The 16602-nt window shown below is 45.9% G+C and carries 12 protein-coding genes and 1 pseudogene; 6 read left to right on the top strand and 7 right to left on the bottom strand.

Annotation, left to right across the window (positions count from 1 at the left end; all coding sequences use genetic code 11):
* Positions 1 to 5 precede the first annotated feature (5 nt).
* The gene (locus tag BMZ56_RS08435) at positions 6 to 1460 is read left to right on the top strand and encodes a complex I subunit 4 family protein (protein WP_090626121.1); all 1455 of its coding nucleotides are present in this window, start codon (positions 6 to 8) and stop codon (positions 1458 to 1460) included.
* 56 nt (positions 1461 to 1516) lie between these two features.
* Positions 1517 to 2896 (top strand): NADH-quinone oxidoreductase subunit N, encoded by a 1380-nt coding sequence (locus tag BMZ56_RS08430; protein ID WP_090626120.1) that lies wholly within the window; start codon positions 1517 to 1519, stop codon positions 2894 to 2896.
* Positions 2897 to 2906: 10 nt separating this feature from the next.
* Here the strand turns inward: BMZ56_RS08430 and BMZ56_RS08425 are convergent, their stop codons facing one another.
* The 3 genes from BMZ56_RS08425 to BMZ56_RS08415 form a co-directional block, all read right to left on the bottom strand.
* Entirely contained in the window at positions 2907 to 4676 is a 1770-nt protein-coding gene (locus BMZ56_RS08425; RefSeq protein ID WP_090626119.1) for an ATP-binding protein, read from the bottom strand.
* Positions 4677 to 4697: 21 nt separating this feature from the next.
* A complete protein-coding gene (locus BMZ56_RS08420; protein ID WP_090626118.1) occupies positions 4698 to 7931 on the bottom strand; it encodes a S41 family peptidase in 3234 nt (1077 codons plus the stop codon).
* A gap of 344 nt (positions 7932 to 8275) precedes the next feature.
* Positions 8276 to 9466 (bottom strand): PAS domain-containing sensor histidine kinase, encoded by a 1191-nt coding sequence (locus BMZ56_RS08415; protein WP_177195090.1) that lies wholly within the window; start codon positions 9464 to 9466, stop codon positions 8276 to 8278.
* A gap of 292 nt (positions 9467 to 9758) precedes the next feature.
* Here BMZ56_RS08415 and BMZ56_RS08410 point away from each other — a divergent pair, with 292 nt between their 5' ends.
* Positions 9759 to 10502, top strand: a complete 744-nt coding sequence (locus BMZ56_RS08410; protein ID WP_245893139.1) for a DUF4197 domain-containing protein — start codon at positions 9759 to 9761, stop codon at positions 10500 to 10502.
* 24 nt (positions 10503 to 10526) lie between these two features.
* Here BMZ56_RS08410 and BMZ56_RS08405 read toward each other — a convergent pair whose 3' ends face one another.
* Positions 10527 to 11348, bottom strand: coding sequence for an SGNH/GDSL hydrolase family protein (locus BMZ56_RS08405; RefSeq protein ID WP_090626115.1), 822 nt, complete (start codon positions 11346 to 11348; stop codon positions 10527 to 10529).
* A 6-nt stretch (positions 11349 to 11354) separates the two neighbouring features.
* On the opposite strand from BMZ56_RS08405, the pseudogene BMZ56_RS25950 reads away from it, so the two are divergent.
* Together BMZ56_RS25950 and BMZ56_RS08395 are read left to right on the top strand one after the other, a co-directional pair.
* Positions 11355 to 11606, top strand: a pseudogene (locus tag BMZ56_RS25950) (acyltransferase family protein); the annotation flags it as partial.
* A 112-nt stretch (positions 11607 to 11718) separates the two neighbouring features.
* Positions 11719 to 12288 carry a PhnA domain-containing protein gene (locus BMZ56_RS08395; protein ID WP_090626114.1) on the top strand — a complete coding sequence of 190 codons (570 nt, stop codon included), beginning with the start codon at positions 11719 to 11721 and terminating at the stop codon, positions 12286 to 12288.
* Between the two features lie 41 nt (positions 12289 to 12329).
* On the opposite strand, the gene BMZ56_RS08390 is transcribed toward BMZ56_RS08395, so the two are convergent.
* Entirely contained in the window at positions 12330 to 13058 is a 729-nt protein-coding gene (locus tag BMZ56_RS08390; RefSeq protein ID WP_090626113.1) for a LytR/AlgR family response regulator transcription factor, read from the bottom strand.
* A gap of 132 nt (positions 13059 to 13190) precedes the next feature.
* Here BMZ56_RS08390 and BMZ56_RS08385 point away from each other — a divergent pair, with 132 nt between their 5' ends.
* A complete protein-coding gene (locus BMZ56_RS08385) occupies positions 13191 to 13817 on the top strand; it encodes a Crp/Fnr family transcriptional regulator (protein ID WP_090626112.1) in 627 nt (208 codons plus the stop codon).
* On the opposite strand, the gene BMZ56_RS08380 is transcribed toward BMZ56_RS08385, so the two are convergent.
* Positions 13786 to 14415: a response regulator gene (locus BMZ56_RS08380; RefSeq protein ID WP_090626111.1), complete on the bottom strand. Its 630-nt coding sequence runs from the start codon at positions 14413 to 14415 to the stop codon at positions 13786 to 13788. The genes BMZ56_RS08385 and BMZ56_RS08380 overlap by 32 nt on opposite strands.
* A 76-nt stretch (positions 14416 to 14491) precedes the next feature.
* Positions 14492 to 16438 carry an ATP-binding protein gene (locus tag BMZ56_RS08375; RefSeq protein ID WP_177195088.1) on the bottom strand — a complete coding sequence of 649 codons (1947 nt, stop codon included), beginning with the start codon at positions 16436 to 16438 and terminating at the stop codon, positions 14492 to 14494.
* Positions 16439 to 16602: the final 164 nt, after the last annotated feature.

Below are 16602 nucleotides of genomic sequence, written 5' to 3'. Positions count from 1 at the left end.
CGTACATGGACAATCTATTTATACTTTTATTACTTCCAGTCCTTGGAGCAATTGTGCTCGCTTTTGTAAATCAGGTAAAGTCGGCTCGACAATTCGCGTTGGCGGTGTCTTTGGTTTCACTGGGACTTACGATTCCGTTCCTATTGAATTTTGTGCCCGATGCCAGTATCCAATTTGAACAGCAATTTGCATGGATACCTGCGTTGGGTATCCATTTCCATATTGGTATCGATGGTATTAGCTTACCATTGGTGTTGTTGACCAATGGGTTGATTCCCTTAATTATTCTGTCGGCGTTCAGCTATGATTATAAAGGTGGCTTTTACGCGCTAATATTGTTTATGCAGGCGGGCTTATTGCTGGTTTTTACCGCGCTGGATGCTTTCGCATTTTATGTAGGTTGGGAGATCGCCTTAATACCGATTTATTTTATCTGCGCACTGTGGGGCGGAGAAAACCGGATTCGTGTAAACCTTAAATTCTTTGTTTACACATTTTTGGGAAGCTTGTTGATGTTGATTGCCATCATCTATTTACACCTACAGGTGCCATCAGGTGATTATGAGTTGACGTCATTTTATCAGCTTACCTTGGACTCCGGTACACAACGGTGGGTTTTCTGGGCATTTTTTCTTGCGTTTGCCATTAAGATGCCAATTTTCCCATTCCACACATGGCAGCCAGACACCTATACAGAAGCGCCAACTGCAGGTACCATGCTATTGGCAGGGATTATGCTTAAAATGGGAGTATATGGAGTGATCCGCTGGCTGATTCCAATAGCACCACTTGGTTTTGCGGCTTATGGGCAATTGGCGCTTATCTTATGTGTGATTGGTGTGGTTTATGCGTCCATTATTGCCTTCAAGCAACAGGATGTGAAGCGCTTGGTGGCCTATTCTTCCATTGCACACGTAGGGCTTATCGGTGCAGGAGTTTTTGCATGGAATGTACAGGGTTTACAGGGGGCAATGATTCAGATGATCAATCACGGCATCAGCGTAGTAGGTCTCTTTTTTGTGCTGGATATCGTTGCCCGAAGGTTAGGGACACGCGAAATGCAGGCTATGGGAGGAATTGCCAAGACAGCGCCTGTGCTGGCGATTGTGTTTTTGGTGATTGTAATGGGGGCCGTGGGATTACCGTTGACCAATGGGTTCGTCGGGGAATTTTTGTTGTTGATGGGAGTATATCACTATGGCATTTGGTATGCCGTTTTTGGAGGGCTCACCTTGATATTGGGAGCGGTTTACATGTTACGCATGTATCAAAAAGTGATGCTTGGTGATTCGAATGCGCAGACCTCTAATTTTTTGGATATTAACCGAACGGAATGGCTGGTATTGACTGTTATCGTGGTGTTAGTGATCGGTATCGGTATATATCCCAAGCCGTTGTTACATATCTCCGAAGCAGCCGTTACGGAGCTGGTTGAAAAGGTAAATTTGATAAATAACTAGTAAACGTAGTCAGATCCGACGGTTATTGAACCGGACGGGAGTTAAGATAAACAAACATGAGTGCAATCATTACGCTGTCTTTGTTGGCCATATTGGTGCTGTATTTGGGATTGTTCAAAGCCCGGCGTGCACTGCTGCCGGTATCTTTATTGGGATTGGTGAGTACGTTGGTGTTGTATGGCATCCAATGGGATGGACAAGCTGTGCCTTTATACAGTGGAATGGTGCTTTTTGACCATTATGCAGTTGCATTTTCGGTATTGTGCGTGTTAATAACTGCACTGGTTTTATTGCTTTCAAAAAATTATTTCGACGCGGGCAGCACCCATGTGGCAGAGTATTATGCGCTGATCCTGTTCTCTCTGACAGGAGCTTTATTGGTGGTGTCATTTCATAATTTAGCTATGCTGTTCATTGGTATAGAAATCATGTCTGTGGCATTATATATACTTGCGGGTATCCGGAAAAAGGATTTTGCCTCAAACGAAGCAGCGTTGAAGTATTTTCTGATGGGGGCTTTTTCTACCGGTTTTCTGCTGTTTGGTATAGCACTGCTGTACGGTGCCAGCGGTTCTTTTGATCTGGCGGCAATTAAGGATTATGTGGTTTCCAATCCACACACGGTTTCTCCCTTATTATATGGAGGTATATTGCTGTTAATCGTGGGGCTAGCTTTTAAGGTAGGCGCAGCGCCTTTCCATTTTTGGACGCCCGATGTTTACGATGGCGCTCCCATACTGATTACCACATTTATGAGTACAGTCGTCAAGACGGCTGCATTCGCGGGATTCCTCCGTTTGTTTTATTCCTGTTTCGTTCCGCTGCAGGATTTTTGGATACCTGTGTTGTTGATCATGGCAGTCGTTACGTTGTTCATTGGCAACATTACAGCACTTATACAGCAAAGCTTTAAACGAATGCTGGCCTATTCAAGCATTTCGCATGCGGGATATATGCTATTTGCCATTATCGCCGCTGGTCCTTCTTCTGCTGAGGCTGTGCTTGTGTATGTCGGAGCCTACTCGTTGGCATCCGTGGTTGCTTTCGGTGTCCTTATCTTGGTAAAGCGAACAACGGGAAGTGATCATTTTGAGGCTTTTAATGGCTTGGCTAAGAAAAACCCTTACCTCTCGCTGGCGCTTGCCATCGCTATGTTGTCGTTAGCAGGAATACCACTTACAGCTGGTTTTATCGGTAAATTTATGATGTTTTCCAGCGTATTGGCCGATTACCACGTTTTATTGGTTGTTTTGGCTGTGGTGAATGCTGCGATAGGTATTTTCTATTATTTCCGTGTTATCGTGGCTATGTACTTTAAACCGCTAGACCGCGACCAAATAGTTGTCAATGGCTATTACAAAACGGTATTGACAGTGGCAATTTTGGTTACGTTATTGCTTGGGGTATATCCCGCATGGATAACCGGATTAATATAGTGGTGTACTGTTAGGAGAGTTGATTCCGTAATATTTTCTCAAGTTTGTGATGTAAGTCATTGGGTCGAAAAGGTTTGCCCAAGTAATCATCAAACCCGAGTAATTTGATGTTGGCAATAATTTCGTCTGAGACGGAAGCAGTTAATGCGAGAATGTGAACCCGGGATTTTGAGGGATCTTGAAGCGAGCGAATGTATGCAGTTGCCTCGATACCGTTCATGACCGGCATATGAAGATCCATCAAAATAACGTCGTAAGCGTGCTGCGCTAGTTTGTCGATGGTTTCCTGGCCATTCGCGGCGGTATCCGGTTCAATCTCCCATTTGGCAAATAATTTTTTCATGAATAGGATGCTCATCTGATTGTCTTCTGCTAACAGGACACGAAGGCCTTTCAAGCTTTCCTTACTGATTGCCCGGCTGTTCGGTGTGGAAAGGGGGCGCTGCAAAGTCAAATTCCGGTGGTATTTCTTGTAGACGATATCGAAATAAAATGAGGAACCCATATTTTGGGTGCTTTTCAGATGAATGGCACTTCCGTGAAGATTGACCAAGTGCTTGACGATGGCTAATCCCAACCCCGTTCCGCCAAATTTTCGGGAGATATTTCGAGAAGCTTGGATAAAAGGTTCAAATATAGCAGTTTGTTGGTCAGTAGCTATTCCGATGCCTGTATCTTCGACTGAAAAATGTATGGTCGCCTGATTGTCCTCGTCATTTATAAGCTGACAGGAAACTTTGATACCGCCCACTTCGGTAAACTTGATTGCATTGCTTGCCAGATTAAACAATATCTGTGTTAGCCGTGTGGGGTCGCCTATCACTTCGAAGCTTGTTAACCTTGGATCGCTACTGACTTCGAAGTACAGTTTTTTTTCTGAGGCTTTGGTTTTCAGGCTTCCGCAGGTATCCTCCAATAAATCCGACAAATTAAAAGGTATTAATTCCATTTCCAGTTTGTGGGAGTCCATTTTCTGAAAATCAAGGATATCGTTGATGAGCACCAGCAGGCTTTCTCCTGAAAAGCGTAAATTTCTAAGGTCCTCATTCTGTGACTCGTCTTTGTTTTCGTCGATGAGGAGGTTCGTAATGCCGATCACTGAATTTAAGGGCGTGCGTAATTCATGTGACATCGTGGATAAAAAGTCCGTTTTTGCGTCAAGCAACTTGTTTAATTGTTTATTTAAGGCTGTTTTTTCTGCTGACGTTTTTGCGATGGCCCGCTGATAGGTGTAGAGGCTGAAGATCGCCAAGATGAAGTTTGTGATAATGACAAAAATTGCGGTCCAAAATGGAATATGGGGAGGCAAAAGATCAATGATTGTGATGGATTGGTTGGAATAGACCAAAAAGACGACAGCCATCCCGATTGTCAATGCGGCATACAAAACGCCCCAATGTATTCCAAGACCAAAGAAAGACCACATGATGACAAGGTAAAATTCCTGTAGCGTGGAGATATTGATTCCCTTGCTGAGTAGAAATATGCTGGTGGCAAGGTAGCCGACATACACCATCAGGCCAAAGTGATAATATCGTCTAATGAGGTGTGGACCTTTCGCTGCACGCGCACAGAGGAAAATCGCCGTAGCGGAAACAACGGCAAAGACAACAATACGGAAGGTGTCGTTTGAAAAATGTGGGAGAATGACAATAATTTTGAGAATGGTTAAGGATACACTCAAAAGATAGGTGAAGGTCAAAGCCCGCGTAATTGGATCCTTGATGTGATGCAGAAAGTAGCTCCGCAGCGTGATCGCTTTTCGTGAGAAATCTTCCATCGGTAGTTGCTGCTCTACGAGCTATTTTGATTTATTCGGAAACGCCGGTATTTTTGGCACGCCGTTTACGCCGCCTTCTGCCAGTTTTTGAAGGAGTACCGCTATACCACGGGCCAGTTGAGCATCGTGTTGTTGATACTCATCGTAAGGATCGTTCGACACTTCTATGTCGGGATGTACGCCTTCGCCCTCAATAATGAACGAAGAACCGTCGGCTGCAAAGTGCGCAAATTCAGGTTTGCGCATATCGCCTCCATCGATGAATGGAAGCGTTCCACTGATGCCGACAACACCACCCCAGGTACGTTGGCCAATTAGCGGCCCAATGCCGTAGTAGCGGAATTGCCAGGGAAAGAGGTCGCCATCGGAGGCTGAATATTGGTCGATGAGACATACTTTGGGGCCCACGTGGGCATCAGGTTTAATGGAAGCGGTCTTATTATTACGACGCATGGTGCCCAAACCCGGCTTGCGGAGCAACCGTTCGATAATCATCGGCGATACATTGCCGCCACCATTGCCCCGATCGTCAATGATGAGGGCCTCCTTGTCAAGCTGGGGATAGAAATAGCGGGCAAATTGATTGAGTCCGTCCGGCCCCATATCTGGTATATGCACGTAACCAATCCGACCGTTGCTGGCTGCCGTTACTTTGGCAATGTTTTGCTGGACCCATTCGTGGTAGTAGAGCGCTGATTCATCGGTTATTGGTTTTACAAGTACCTTCCGCGCATTACTGGCGGTTGGTGAATCATTGATTTCGATTTCTACCAGTTGATCGGCTTTTGCGATCAACATTTGATAAAGGTTTTTTACGTCTTTCATCGACGTGCCGTTGATCGAAATGATATATTCACCGCGTTTGGCGCCTACTCCTGGGGCGCGGAGTGGGGATATTAGGGTGGTGTTCCAGCTTTGACCCGAAAGAATACTATCTATCCGGTAGTAACCGCTTTTATCGCGGCTGAAAACGGCGCCCAGCAATCCCATGGGAATACGTTTAACAGACGGGCGGTCCCCACTGTTTACATAAGCATGGCCTACATTGAGTTCACTGATTAACTCGCCGATGAGGTAGGTGAGATCGTCCCGGTGGTTGACATAGGGCAACAGCGGAGCATATTTGTCATGCATCGCTTTCCAGTCGACTCCATGCATATTGGGATCATAAAAATAATCCCGCATCTGGCGCCAGCTCTCATCATAAATCTGTTTCCACTCCGCTTTCATATCGACGATTACTTTCATACCTGCCAAGCTTACTTTGTTAGCAGGAGCGGCGATTTTAGACTTGCCTAGATCTTCAATGAAAAAATCCTCCCCGCTATGGATCAATATTTTCTTTTTATCCGGAGTGGCGGCGTAGCCACTGAAATTTCCGATTTCGGTTTCCTTCTTGTCCGAAAGGCTAAAAAACTTGAATCCACGATTCCGTTGGTTTCCGCCGGAATAATATAAGCCCTCTGCAGTCGCAATTAGGCCAAAATAAGTACCCGGGGATACGGGTAGACTTTCAATGCGGTCGGCCAATCCTTCTTCATCTACTAAAACGATGACTTCATCTTCTCTTTTTGTGTCTTCTTCCTCCAACGTTACGATGGATACTTCGTCGCTTTCTTCGGCAAAAGGGGACCGGGTGGCCGCGCTTAGTCGGACTAAATATGGACGGCTCATGTCATTGTATACATGGTTCCACTCCGTGCTGCCGTAGGTAGGATTAAAGTCGCGTTCTGAAACAAAATAAAGAAGTTTGCCGTCGGGGCTAAATTCGGGTTGGCTGCTGTTATACCACGTGTCGGTAACCGTGATGGTATGTTTTGTATCCATGTGGTATAAGTTGATAACCGAAAATTCACGTGCCTTACCGGGTAGCGAATACGCAATCCATTTGCTATCGGGACTAAATGTATAGGAACTTATTGTTCCCTCGTCGCAGTGGGTTACCAACTGTTGCGTACTCGATTGGATATCTACGAGATAGAGATCCTGATTACGGTCGCCAAAAAGTATACTTTTACTATCTGGGCTCCACACCGGATTGAATTTATAGGAACCACCTCCTTTGGTCAGTTGGCGGGCGGGTTCCGTGCCATCTTGTTTTTGAATGTATAGTTCGTCTTCACCCGTACGGTCAGAAAGGTAACTGATCCACTGTCCGTCAGGGCTCCAGCCTACATTCCGATCATGTGCGCCACTGCTTTGTGTGAGATTACGGGTAACGCCTGTTTTGGCGGGTACAGTATAGATATCTCCCCTTGCGCCAAATACTGCTCGTTTGCCATCGGGAGAAAGGTCAGCACTGTATATAAATCTGGACGCATCAACCTGTTTCGTCCGGCCTGAAGCGAAATCTTCGGCGATGACGATGGAAATTTTTTTGATTTGTCCGTTTATTAGGTCATAGTGATAGATATAGCCGCCATTTTCAAAAACAATGGCTTGGTCTCCCAGGGAAGGAAATTTGACATCATATTCCGTGAAATTTGTAATTTTCTCTGTCTGCTTGTTCTGCGTGTCATACACAAACAGATTTGCTATGCGCTCCCGGTCACTTACAAAATAGATTTTGTCCTGATAATACATCGGAAATACATCCTGGGCAGGATGATTGGTCACATTCTTCGTATCGCCAGCGGTAAGATCGACCAGCCAGATATCGTCAGCCATGCCCCCGCGGTAATATTTCCAGGTTCTGAATTCACGGAATACACGATTCATGGCCAGCTTGGATCCGTCAGCGTTGTAGGAGGCCCACGATGCGACAGAAAAGGGCAATTCCTGACTAAGGTCCCCGTCCAAGGGGGCTAAATACAGCTTACCTTTGAAGGCATTGAATGAGGTGCCGCGGCTGCGGTAGATGACATGTTGATTATCCGGGGTCCAGCCCATTACAATGTTATTGGGCCCCATGCGATCGGCGAGGTCATCGCGATTGAGGGTAGCTGTATAGGTAATGCGCTCGGGTACTCCCCCGGTTGCAGGAATGACAAATACCTCCGTATTTCCATCGTATTGCCCTGTGAAAGCGATGTGTTTGCCATCGTGGCTGAAATGAGCGAATAGTTCATGGCCTGGATGACTGGTTAAGCGTCTCGCTACCCCTCCATTGGTAGACACCAGGTATAAGTCGCCGGCATAGGTGAAGGCCACTTGATCACCATGTACGGTGGGAAAACGTAATAATCGGGTTTCTTCCTGTGCAGCAGCGCTCCAAACATTGCACATTATTATCAGGAGTATCGTTATGTTTCTCATATGTTGCACCTACGGGCTTTATTGAAGATATAATGGTGCGAAGTTAAGGGAAATACGGGGCATAAAAAAACCGTCCCGACGTAGTCGGGACGGCCGCCCCAATGGGGTTAGGGGCTATCAACCTAAACCTATCCTTCATTAGCGAAAACAGTGCCAAATTTCGGGCATGATCACTAACTTTTGTTTTTTTTAATTTTTTTTGGGGCGGTTGGATGTGTGATATGTATTGTCGTTGATTTACAGCTGGCTGTTTGCCTTGGCAATGTAAGTTTGACAATATGGAACTTGACAATGGATGTCTTGTGTTGCGTTATGTGCGATTGCGCATTTAGGCCATACAACGCTCAGACCTTGTACGGGAGCGTAAAGGAAACGATTATGTCATTGTTTTGAGTGCTTTCCAAAGCTATCCTACCATCGTGGCATTTGATGATTTCTGCGCAGATGTAAAGGCCTAATCCCATGCCCGAGCGACTGGGCATGTCGGTACTGCTGATCCGGAAGAAACGATCAAATACTTTTCCAGTATATTTTTGTTCAGTACCCACTCCGATATTGTGTACCGCAACTTTTACGCCATTCGTTCCATCCAAGGTCGTGCTGATCACGATCGTTCCATCCGTTTCTGTATATTTAATTGCATTGGAAATTATATTGGTCACCACCTGCGCGATGCGTTTTCGGTCGGCCAGGATGGGTGGATAAGTTGCCAGCTTTAAGGTCAGTCTGCGTTTGGGGGTAATAGGTTGTAACTGGGAAATACATTCAACGATCAATTCATTGAGATCAAACCAGTTTTTAGAGAGGACAAGTTTGCCATGGGACAGATTGGTGGTTTCTAAAAGATTGTTGACGAGATTGCTCAGCCTGTTTACCTGTTTGTTGAGCTTGTTGACCAAGGTGAGCAGGTCGCCGTTCTTTGCTGGCTTTTGCAGTTGCCGTTTTAACAGATCGGTATAACCTTTTATACCTGTGAGCGGCGTACGCAATTCATGGCTGGCAACGCTAATAAAATCGTCCTTTAATTGATCAACCGTTTTCCGAGCATCTATGTCCTTGAATAATACGGCTACCTGTCGCTGTTCCGGATCGGTACGGAATGCGTATACTTCATACCAATGGTTGAGTTGTTTTGCATGATTTTCAAAACGCACAGGTTCACCTGTGGTAGCTACCTTCCCAAAGATTTCAAACCAATAATCTTCATGCAATGGAGCAATTTCACGCATGCGTCGCCCTGTCGGGTTCACGATGCCGGTTTGTCGTTCAAACGCGGTATTGACTTCTAGAAAGCAGTAGTCGACCGGGCGTTCATTTCGGTCAAAAAGTATTTCTATAATACAAAACCCCTCATCGATGGAATCAAAAAGTGCTTCGTACTTTTCTTCGGTTTTTATCAATTCTTTCTCAATAGCGTGGGTATCGAGGTGCATAGTATTGCAAACCGCCATCTCCTGAAGGAGGAACGGCGGAGCGTAAGGAAAGGATTGCGGGTGTAATTGTGCAGTGGTGATACTGGTGTATGATTGTTTCATAGACATAATGCATATAGACAAATCGATGAAAAAAAAACACCACAACCGCTCATTTTGTTTGGCTTTGTGAATAAAATTGCAATAGCGATTAAGGTTACCAAATGGGAACACGCGCGTCCATTTGAGGAATTTTATCCAACGTTATTCGTTTCGAGCGTTAAGCCGATTACATTGATCAAACACTTGTTGTCCACATACGGACATCGATTTAATTTTGTTACATACCTTTGTCGGCGTACTGGATGTAATTATAATAAATTTGCATACGATGATTTTAAAAAAGACTTTTTTAATGGGGTTAGTTGTTGCCGGATTGGGTTATCTACCTGTGCACGCCCAAAGCATATTTGATAAAGTAAAAGAAGCGGTAAAAAATGGCCAAAGTGACACGGACTCAGCGAATGGAAAAAGGAATGCGGATTTGAGGGGAATATCCACTGGAGAAATGTCTGGCGCATTGAAGGAAGCGCTTAACATTGGCGTAAAAGAAGGCATTGCAAAATTGGGTGCGGAAGATGGATTTTTCAAAAATGAATTGGTTAAAATTTTACTTCCGGAGAAGCTCAGAAAGGTAGATGTGGCTCTTCGGGGCGTCGGCTTAGGTAATTTGGCAGACCAAGGATTGCTACTGCTGAATAGGGCGGCGGAAAATGCCGTTCAGGAAGGCGTACCTATCTTTGCCAATGCCATCACTTCCATGTCGTTTGACGACGCAAAGAATATCCTGCTTGGTGATAGCACTGCCGCTACTGATTATCTCAAAGGGAAAACAACCGAACAGCTTTTTACAGCTTTCAAACCTAAGGTCGAAGGATCGCTGGGTAAAGTAGGGGCCGACAAAATCTGGGAGCAGATTATCAGTAAGTATAATGGAATTACCCATCAGGCCCTCGAGACAGATTTGAACACCTATGTTACCCAGGAAACCATCGGCGGTGTTTTCAAAATGGTGGCCGAAAAGGAAAGTAACATCCGAAATAATTCCGTATTTCGTACCACTTCGTTGCTGAAGAAGGTCTTTGGCGCTATTGACTAGCTGAACGGGCGAATCGGAGGCAACCTATTTCATTATCGTAAGTAATTCCTTTGCGATGATACGATAGCCTTTATCCGATGGGTGCAACCCGTCATACGTCATGCCAATTGCTTCTTCTGGATAAGGGTACTCATCGGTGTCAGGGTTAAAAGGGACTTCCGTGTACATCGGATACCGATATTTCCGGTATTCGCCTGACGTAGAATCTTTCAACCATTTGAATTTGACTAACTTATGCAAGTTCAGCTTGGGATGATGGTATAGGTCTACGATTTTGAACCCTTCTTGGAGACCGATGGCGCGGATGGTATCTGCGAATGCTTCAAGTGTCTGCCCATTTTTATTGGGCTTATAGGATCCCCAAGCTTTGTTATCATAGTTGTTGATATATACAAAGTCAGATCGTTGCATGGGTGTTATAAGGATAATCGTTGCATCGGGATTTAAGCTGCGAAGTTTTTCAACGATGATTCGGAACGCACCGCTTGTTGTGCCGGCACCGGAATTACGGCGATAATCAGCGGTCGAACCCAATGGTAAACCAGCCCACCAATCATTCGTGCCCAGAAAAACGGAATAATAATCCGCTTTTTCCAGTCCTAATTTGTCAATTTGTTCGGCGATGCGTACGGCCGTCCAACCGTTGTGCCCCTGATTGATGTACCGGATGTGTGGCTGTTTTTCGGTCACCAGGGTCATGTAACCTTTCGTGATCCGGTTTCCTGCCTCGTCGGGATGCTCGTTAAGGTAGGTAATGGAATCGCCGAGCGCCAACCATACCTCCTGTCTTTGGCCGAAGGAACAACCAATGAGAATAATGAAGAAACACAGAAAGATAGATCTCATGACTATTTGAATCGAAGCTATAAATGTACCAACAAACCTACTAAAATTTATGTAAAGTATTCCGTGCTGGACGGATTACGTGGCATTGCCGCGTTGGCTATTGTCATCTTCCATTTTATGGAAATCATTGAATCCGATTCCAGTATGAATTTTATTGGCCATGGATTCCCGGCAGTCGACTCCTTTTTCTGTCTCTCCGGCTTTGTCATTGCGTACGCTTACGATAATCGGATCGGAAAATGGGCCTACTTGGTTTTTCCTATCTGCAGGTACCTGAACCAAAGATTTACGCTACAATAAATCGGGCAGGAAGCGCCTTCATTGTTGGATATTAAGGTATATTTGCCGCCAAAATCGAAATCAAAAAGATATGAACGATCAATTGATGGCAAGGAGTGGAGGTAAGTGTGAATTATGTCAAAAAGAAGCCGAGGTAGTAGTCTATCATGTATTGCCTGATACATATTCGGACAACGAAGTGGCCGTTTGCAAATCCCTGCTTGCACAGATCGAAGGTAAGGAACCCGTAGATCCGAATGCTTGGCGTTTTCTTCCCGATGCCATGTGGAGTGAGGTGCCGGCCGTACAGGTGTTGGCTTGGCGGATGCTGAATTGCCTGAAGGATGAAAGCTGGGCGGCCGATGCGTTGGACATTTTGTATCTGGATGACGAAATCCTAGCTTGGGCGAAGGCTACGGGCGAACGGGCGGAGGCAGGCGAAATCACCGTTCATAAAGATGGATACGGCAATGTCTTGCAAAACGGCGATTCCGTGGTATTAACGAAAACGCTCGACGTCAAAGGTAGCAACCTTAGCGCTAAATTGGGGACAGTGGTGAAAAATATCCGTTTGGTCGAGGATAATGCCGAGCAAATAGAGGGGCGGGTAGAAGGACAACTAATCGTCATTCTTACCAAATACTTGAAGAAGCAAAATTAGTGACTATTAAGCTGCACAGATAAGGGCAAATAACAGGCTTCTTAGAAGATGAGTTCCTTAATAACAGGCAGGTAGTTTCTGCCTACACTGATTTCGATGTTATTCGGTAAAGCAATGAAAAGTTTGCTGATATCCCGGTAAAGTTCTTGAATATGGTCAATATTTACGAGATATGAGCGGTGAATGCGGAGGAACTGCTGAGGATTCAGCTTATTGCCAAGCTGACCGATGCCATAGGTGCTGAGAAAATATTCGCCGCTGGCCGTATGAAGCCAACTGTAGTCTTTGTCGGCTTTTACGTGGGTGATTTTGCTGACGGGTACACCAATCAAACGATTACCTTTTTCTACCAGAATCCGTGGTGGGTAAGTAGCCGGTTGGGCGTGTGGGTTGTGTACCATTCCGGTTGATACGGCTAGTCCGGTAAATTTCTGGAATGCGCGATTCAGCTTTTCTAGGGTGAGTGGTTTCAGCAGGTAGTCCACGGCGTGATACTCAAACGCTTTGGCTGCATGTTCGGGCGAGTCGGAGAGTAGCACTACTGCTGGGATATAAGTAGCTTCATCGAGTACCTCAAATCCACTTTTTCCGGGTAAATCGACGTTCATAAATACGAGGTCGGGCTGCAGGGCGTTGATGTACCGGATCGTTTCCAATCCATTGCAGCACTCCCAGAATACGGCAGAACGCCCTAGGTTTTTAATCAACTGCTGAAGATTTTCCCGGAGACCGGAATCCTTATCAGCAATCAGTAACGTCGGTTTTCTCATACAATGTTCTTTCGATGGAGGACAAAATTAGCGATAGCGGGTGCGGTGTTCAACTGACGTATGTCAGAAATTGCATCAGTCGGCTTATTTTTTTAATTTAGAGGCTGTTTGACCTGAGACGAGGTGGCCGCTATGATATCACGGAAGCATTTTGAGCATGTGTGTGCCTTTGCACAACAGTATGGGATACCGTTCACTCCTGCGGACTATAAACTCATCTGTGCCCACACACAGCATCGGATTCTACCCCCGCATACCGTGCTCATGGAACAAGGGAAGGTTGTGAATGCATTGTATTTTCTTAATCGCGGCATTGCGCGCTTATACCGGATGGAAAAAGGTGTTGATCATACACTGGGCATCGTTTCGAATAATTATTTCCTGTCTACGCCGCTATACCTGCAGAGCGGGCAGCTATCTACCTGTGCGTTGGAGTCGCTGACGGAGATTGATGTTCTGATGTGGGACAAGGCGAGCGCCCTGTCGTTGAAACAAGCAATACCGCGGATGTATAACATGGAGTTGGCTATTATGGATCGGTTGTTGAACTGGTTGCAGAGCAATCAGATAGACGCGATATGCATGACGGCTGAGGAACGCTATAAGAAAATGATGGATACCCAGCCGGAAGTGATCCAGCAAGTGCCTTTGAAATACGTTGCTTCGCTTTTTGCAATCCATCAGGACAGCCTGAGCCGGATACGGAAGACTTGGAGCAGAAATAACGCTAAATCAGCCCACGAAGATAGGCTTCCTTGACCAATCCGGCAGAATTCTTGATATTTAATTTTTGGTTGAGGCTATGGCGGTGTGATTCCACCGTACGTACACTAAGAAACAGCTTGTCGGCAATTTCCTGATTTGAAAATTCGTTGGCAATCAGCGTGAGAATCTCGCTTTCTCGTTTGGTCAGTTTGACGGCAATGGAAGTACGTTTGCCTGAAATCGTCTGCTGTAGAATAGCTTGCTCGATCTGGCGATCTAGAAATTGTTGTCCTTCATAGACGGTATCAATGGCCTTCAGCAGGGTCTCTTTATCGGTTCCTTTCAGAAGATATCCTTTTGCACCACTGCGCATCATTTTTTTCACATACACGATTTCATCGTGGTTGGTGAGTGTAATAATTGGCAGCTCTGGATATTTTTTCAGGATAGCTGTACACAGCTCAATACCATTGCTGTCCGGCAATTCGATGTCGAGCAATAGAACACCCGGCAACTGGCGATCCAATTCTGCTATCAATTGTTTACCATTGTTGGCGGTAAACAAAATCGGATAATCCGTTAGGTCGGCCAGCATATGCATCAACCCGCTAATAATCAACGAATGGTCGTCTACAATTCCGATAGTGATCATGATAGGTATCTCCTAAGTCTGTGCAAATTAAAAGAAAATACTGCGGTATATTATCCGTATTACTACGCAAGTTGTTTTATCCGGGGTACCGCATTTCGGGGGTCACTTGGGTTTGTTGTGCGGTATGAGCTGTATCGATTTCGATGTAAATGGACGTCCCGTTCCCGGGAGCGGAACGGATTTCGTGGCTTCCCCGCAATAGCATCATCCTTGAAGATAAATTCTGCAGTCCGATACCGGTCTGTTTCAGCTGCTGGAGATCAAATCCTTTCCCGTTGTCTTCGATGGTGATAGAGAGACGGGTTCCATTCCCTACAAGTTGCACGATGCTCTCTGTAGCTTCGGCATGTTTCATGGTGTTGGTCACGGCTTCCTGGATGACTCGGTATAGAATCAGCTCCGTGCTCTCGTCCAGTTTCGGAAGTTCGCCCACTAGGTAGCACTCCAATTGCGTACCGGGGCGGTTTACCCGTCGGCAGAATTCCTGGACGGCCTGAGGAAATCCGTCGTTAAGTACGGTTTCAGGAGCCAGGTTATGCGAGATGTTGCGGATTTCCTGTACGGCGGTTTCGATCAGTTCACCGATCAACGTGTTGGAGGCGGCATTCTCGCAGTTTCCTGCGTTGATATGTAGTTTCGCCGCCGACAAGATGCTGGCCACTCCGTCGTGCAGTTCCCGGGCTGTGCGCGCCCGTTCAGTTTCTTCACCTTTCAGTTGTGCCTCAAGCAAACGGTTTGCCTGTTCAGAAGCGGCTGTTTTGCGTTTCTGTTGAGTGATCAATCGGCGGAATATCAATAGGATGGTCAGGATGACGACTAAAGCGACCGCCAGTACGATCCACTTTTTCAGTTGCTCCAGTTTACTGTGCTGCTCGCTGATTTTTAGGTCACGCTCTGCCAAAGCTTTTTCTTTTTCAGCGGCCCGGTATTTCACTTCAAGCTCTTGGAGAGTGTTGTGGATCTCTTGGTTGCGCAGCGAATCGTTGATTTGCTCATATTGCTTCCGAAGTAGTAGCGCCTCGTGATAGGCTCCTATACGCTCCTTGATTTCTGCGCCCGATAGGTATAGTTCGATGAGCTTCGGCTTCGTAAGTTCCTCTTCTGCCAACGCACGAGCTTTGTTGAAATAGCTATTGGCGGGTGCATACCGTGCCATGTCTTTATATACGGAAGAGATTCCTGAAAGAATGTATACCTCGTTACCTGGTGGTGCTTTTTCAATAAGAGCCAAAGCTTTTTGATAGGTCTCTAAGGCAAGGGAGTAGCGATTTTGCCTTCGGTAGATATCACTTAGGTTAATATAAGCAGTCAATTCCGTTTGCACATCGCCAAGAGATTGGCCAATTTCCAGCAATTGTCCTCCATGCTGCTCAGCAGCCGTTAGGTTATTCGCCATCGCTTCTGCTACCACTATATTGACAAGACTCTTACCCATGGCTAGGGTATCCTTCAGTTGTTCAGCAATTTCGAGCGCTTTTAAGGCATACTCCCTTCCTTTTCCAACGTCATCCATGTCCAGTAATAGTGAACTCAGGTTGTTATAATATTTCCGTCGGTCCGAAAAATCCCGGATGCTCGGCTTTTGGACCGCCGCCGAAATTTCCAATGCCTTCATGAGAGATTCAGCGGCTTGCTGTAGCTTACCCTGTGCTTGATACTGTAAGGACATGTTGTTATAGGCGTAACCCATGCGTTGGATGTCGTTTAATCGCTTACTGATTTCCAATTGCATGTGAGCCATAGCCGTCGCTTCCTCGTACCGCACTTGTTCATATAGGAACACGCAATAGTGGCCCGCATACATCAAAAGCCCGCGGTCGAAATCCAGTTGTTTAGCCAATTCCCCAGCTTGTTGAAAATCATATTCAGCAGCATCCGTCAGACCTTGCTGCTGTTTCTCCCGGGCCGCATCAATGAGTTGAAACACCTGTAATGTGTCAGGTTTAGCAACCTGCGCCGTAGCGCCGAAAGGCGTGAAGAGGCAAAGGATTGTCAAGTATCGTATGGTTAGTATCATCTCCATAACATACCTGGTAGACGAGAGAATTGCATGTAATGTTACAGTTGATTGTGGCATTCTGTAGCGGGCTGCTGCAATTCGTCTACGTAGTACTACGGGAATTGAGATTCTGTCAAAACTGCGCTTAATGGCCTAGACGGTGCCCTTTACCTTTGAGGTTACGAAAC

It is taken from the genome of Parapedobacter indicus (genome assembly GCF_900113765.1).
Taxonomy (GTDB): Bacteria; Bacteroidota; Bacteroidia; order Sphingobacteriales; family Sphingobacteriaceae; genus Parapedobacter; species Parapedobacter indicus.
The sequence above is the reverse complement of the archived record's forward strand: the minus strand, read 5'-3'. Positions and strand labels throughout refer to the sequence as shown.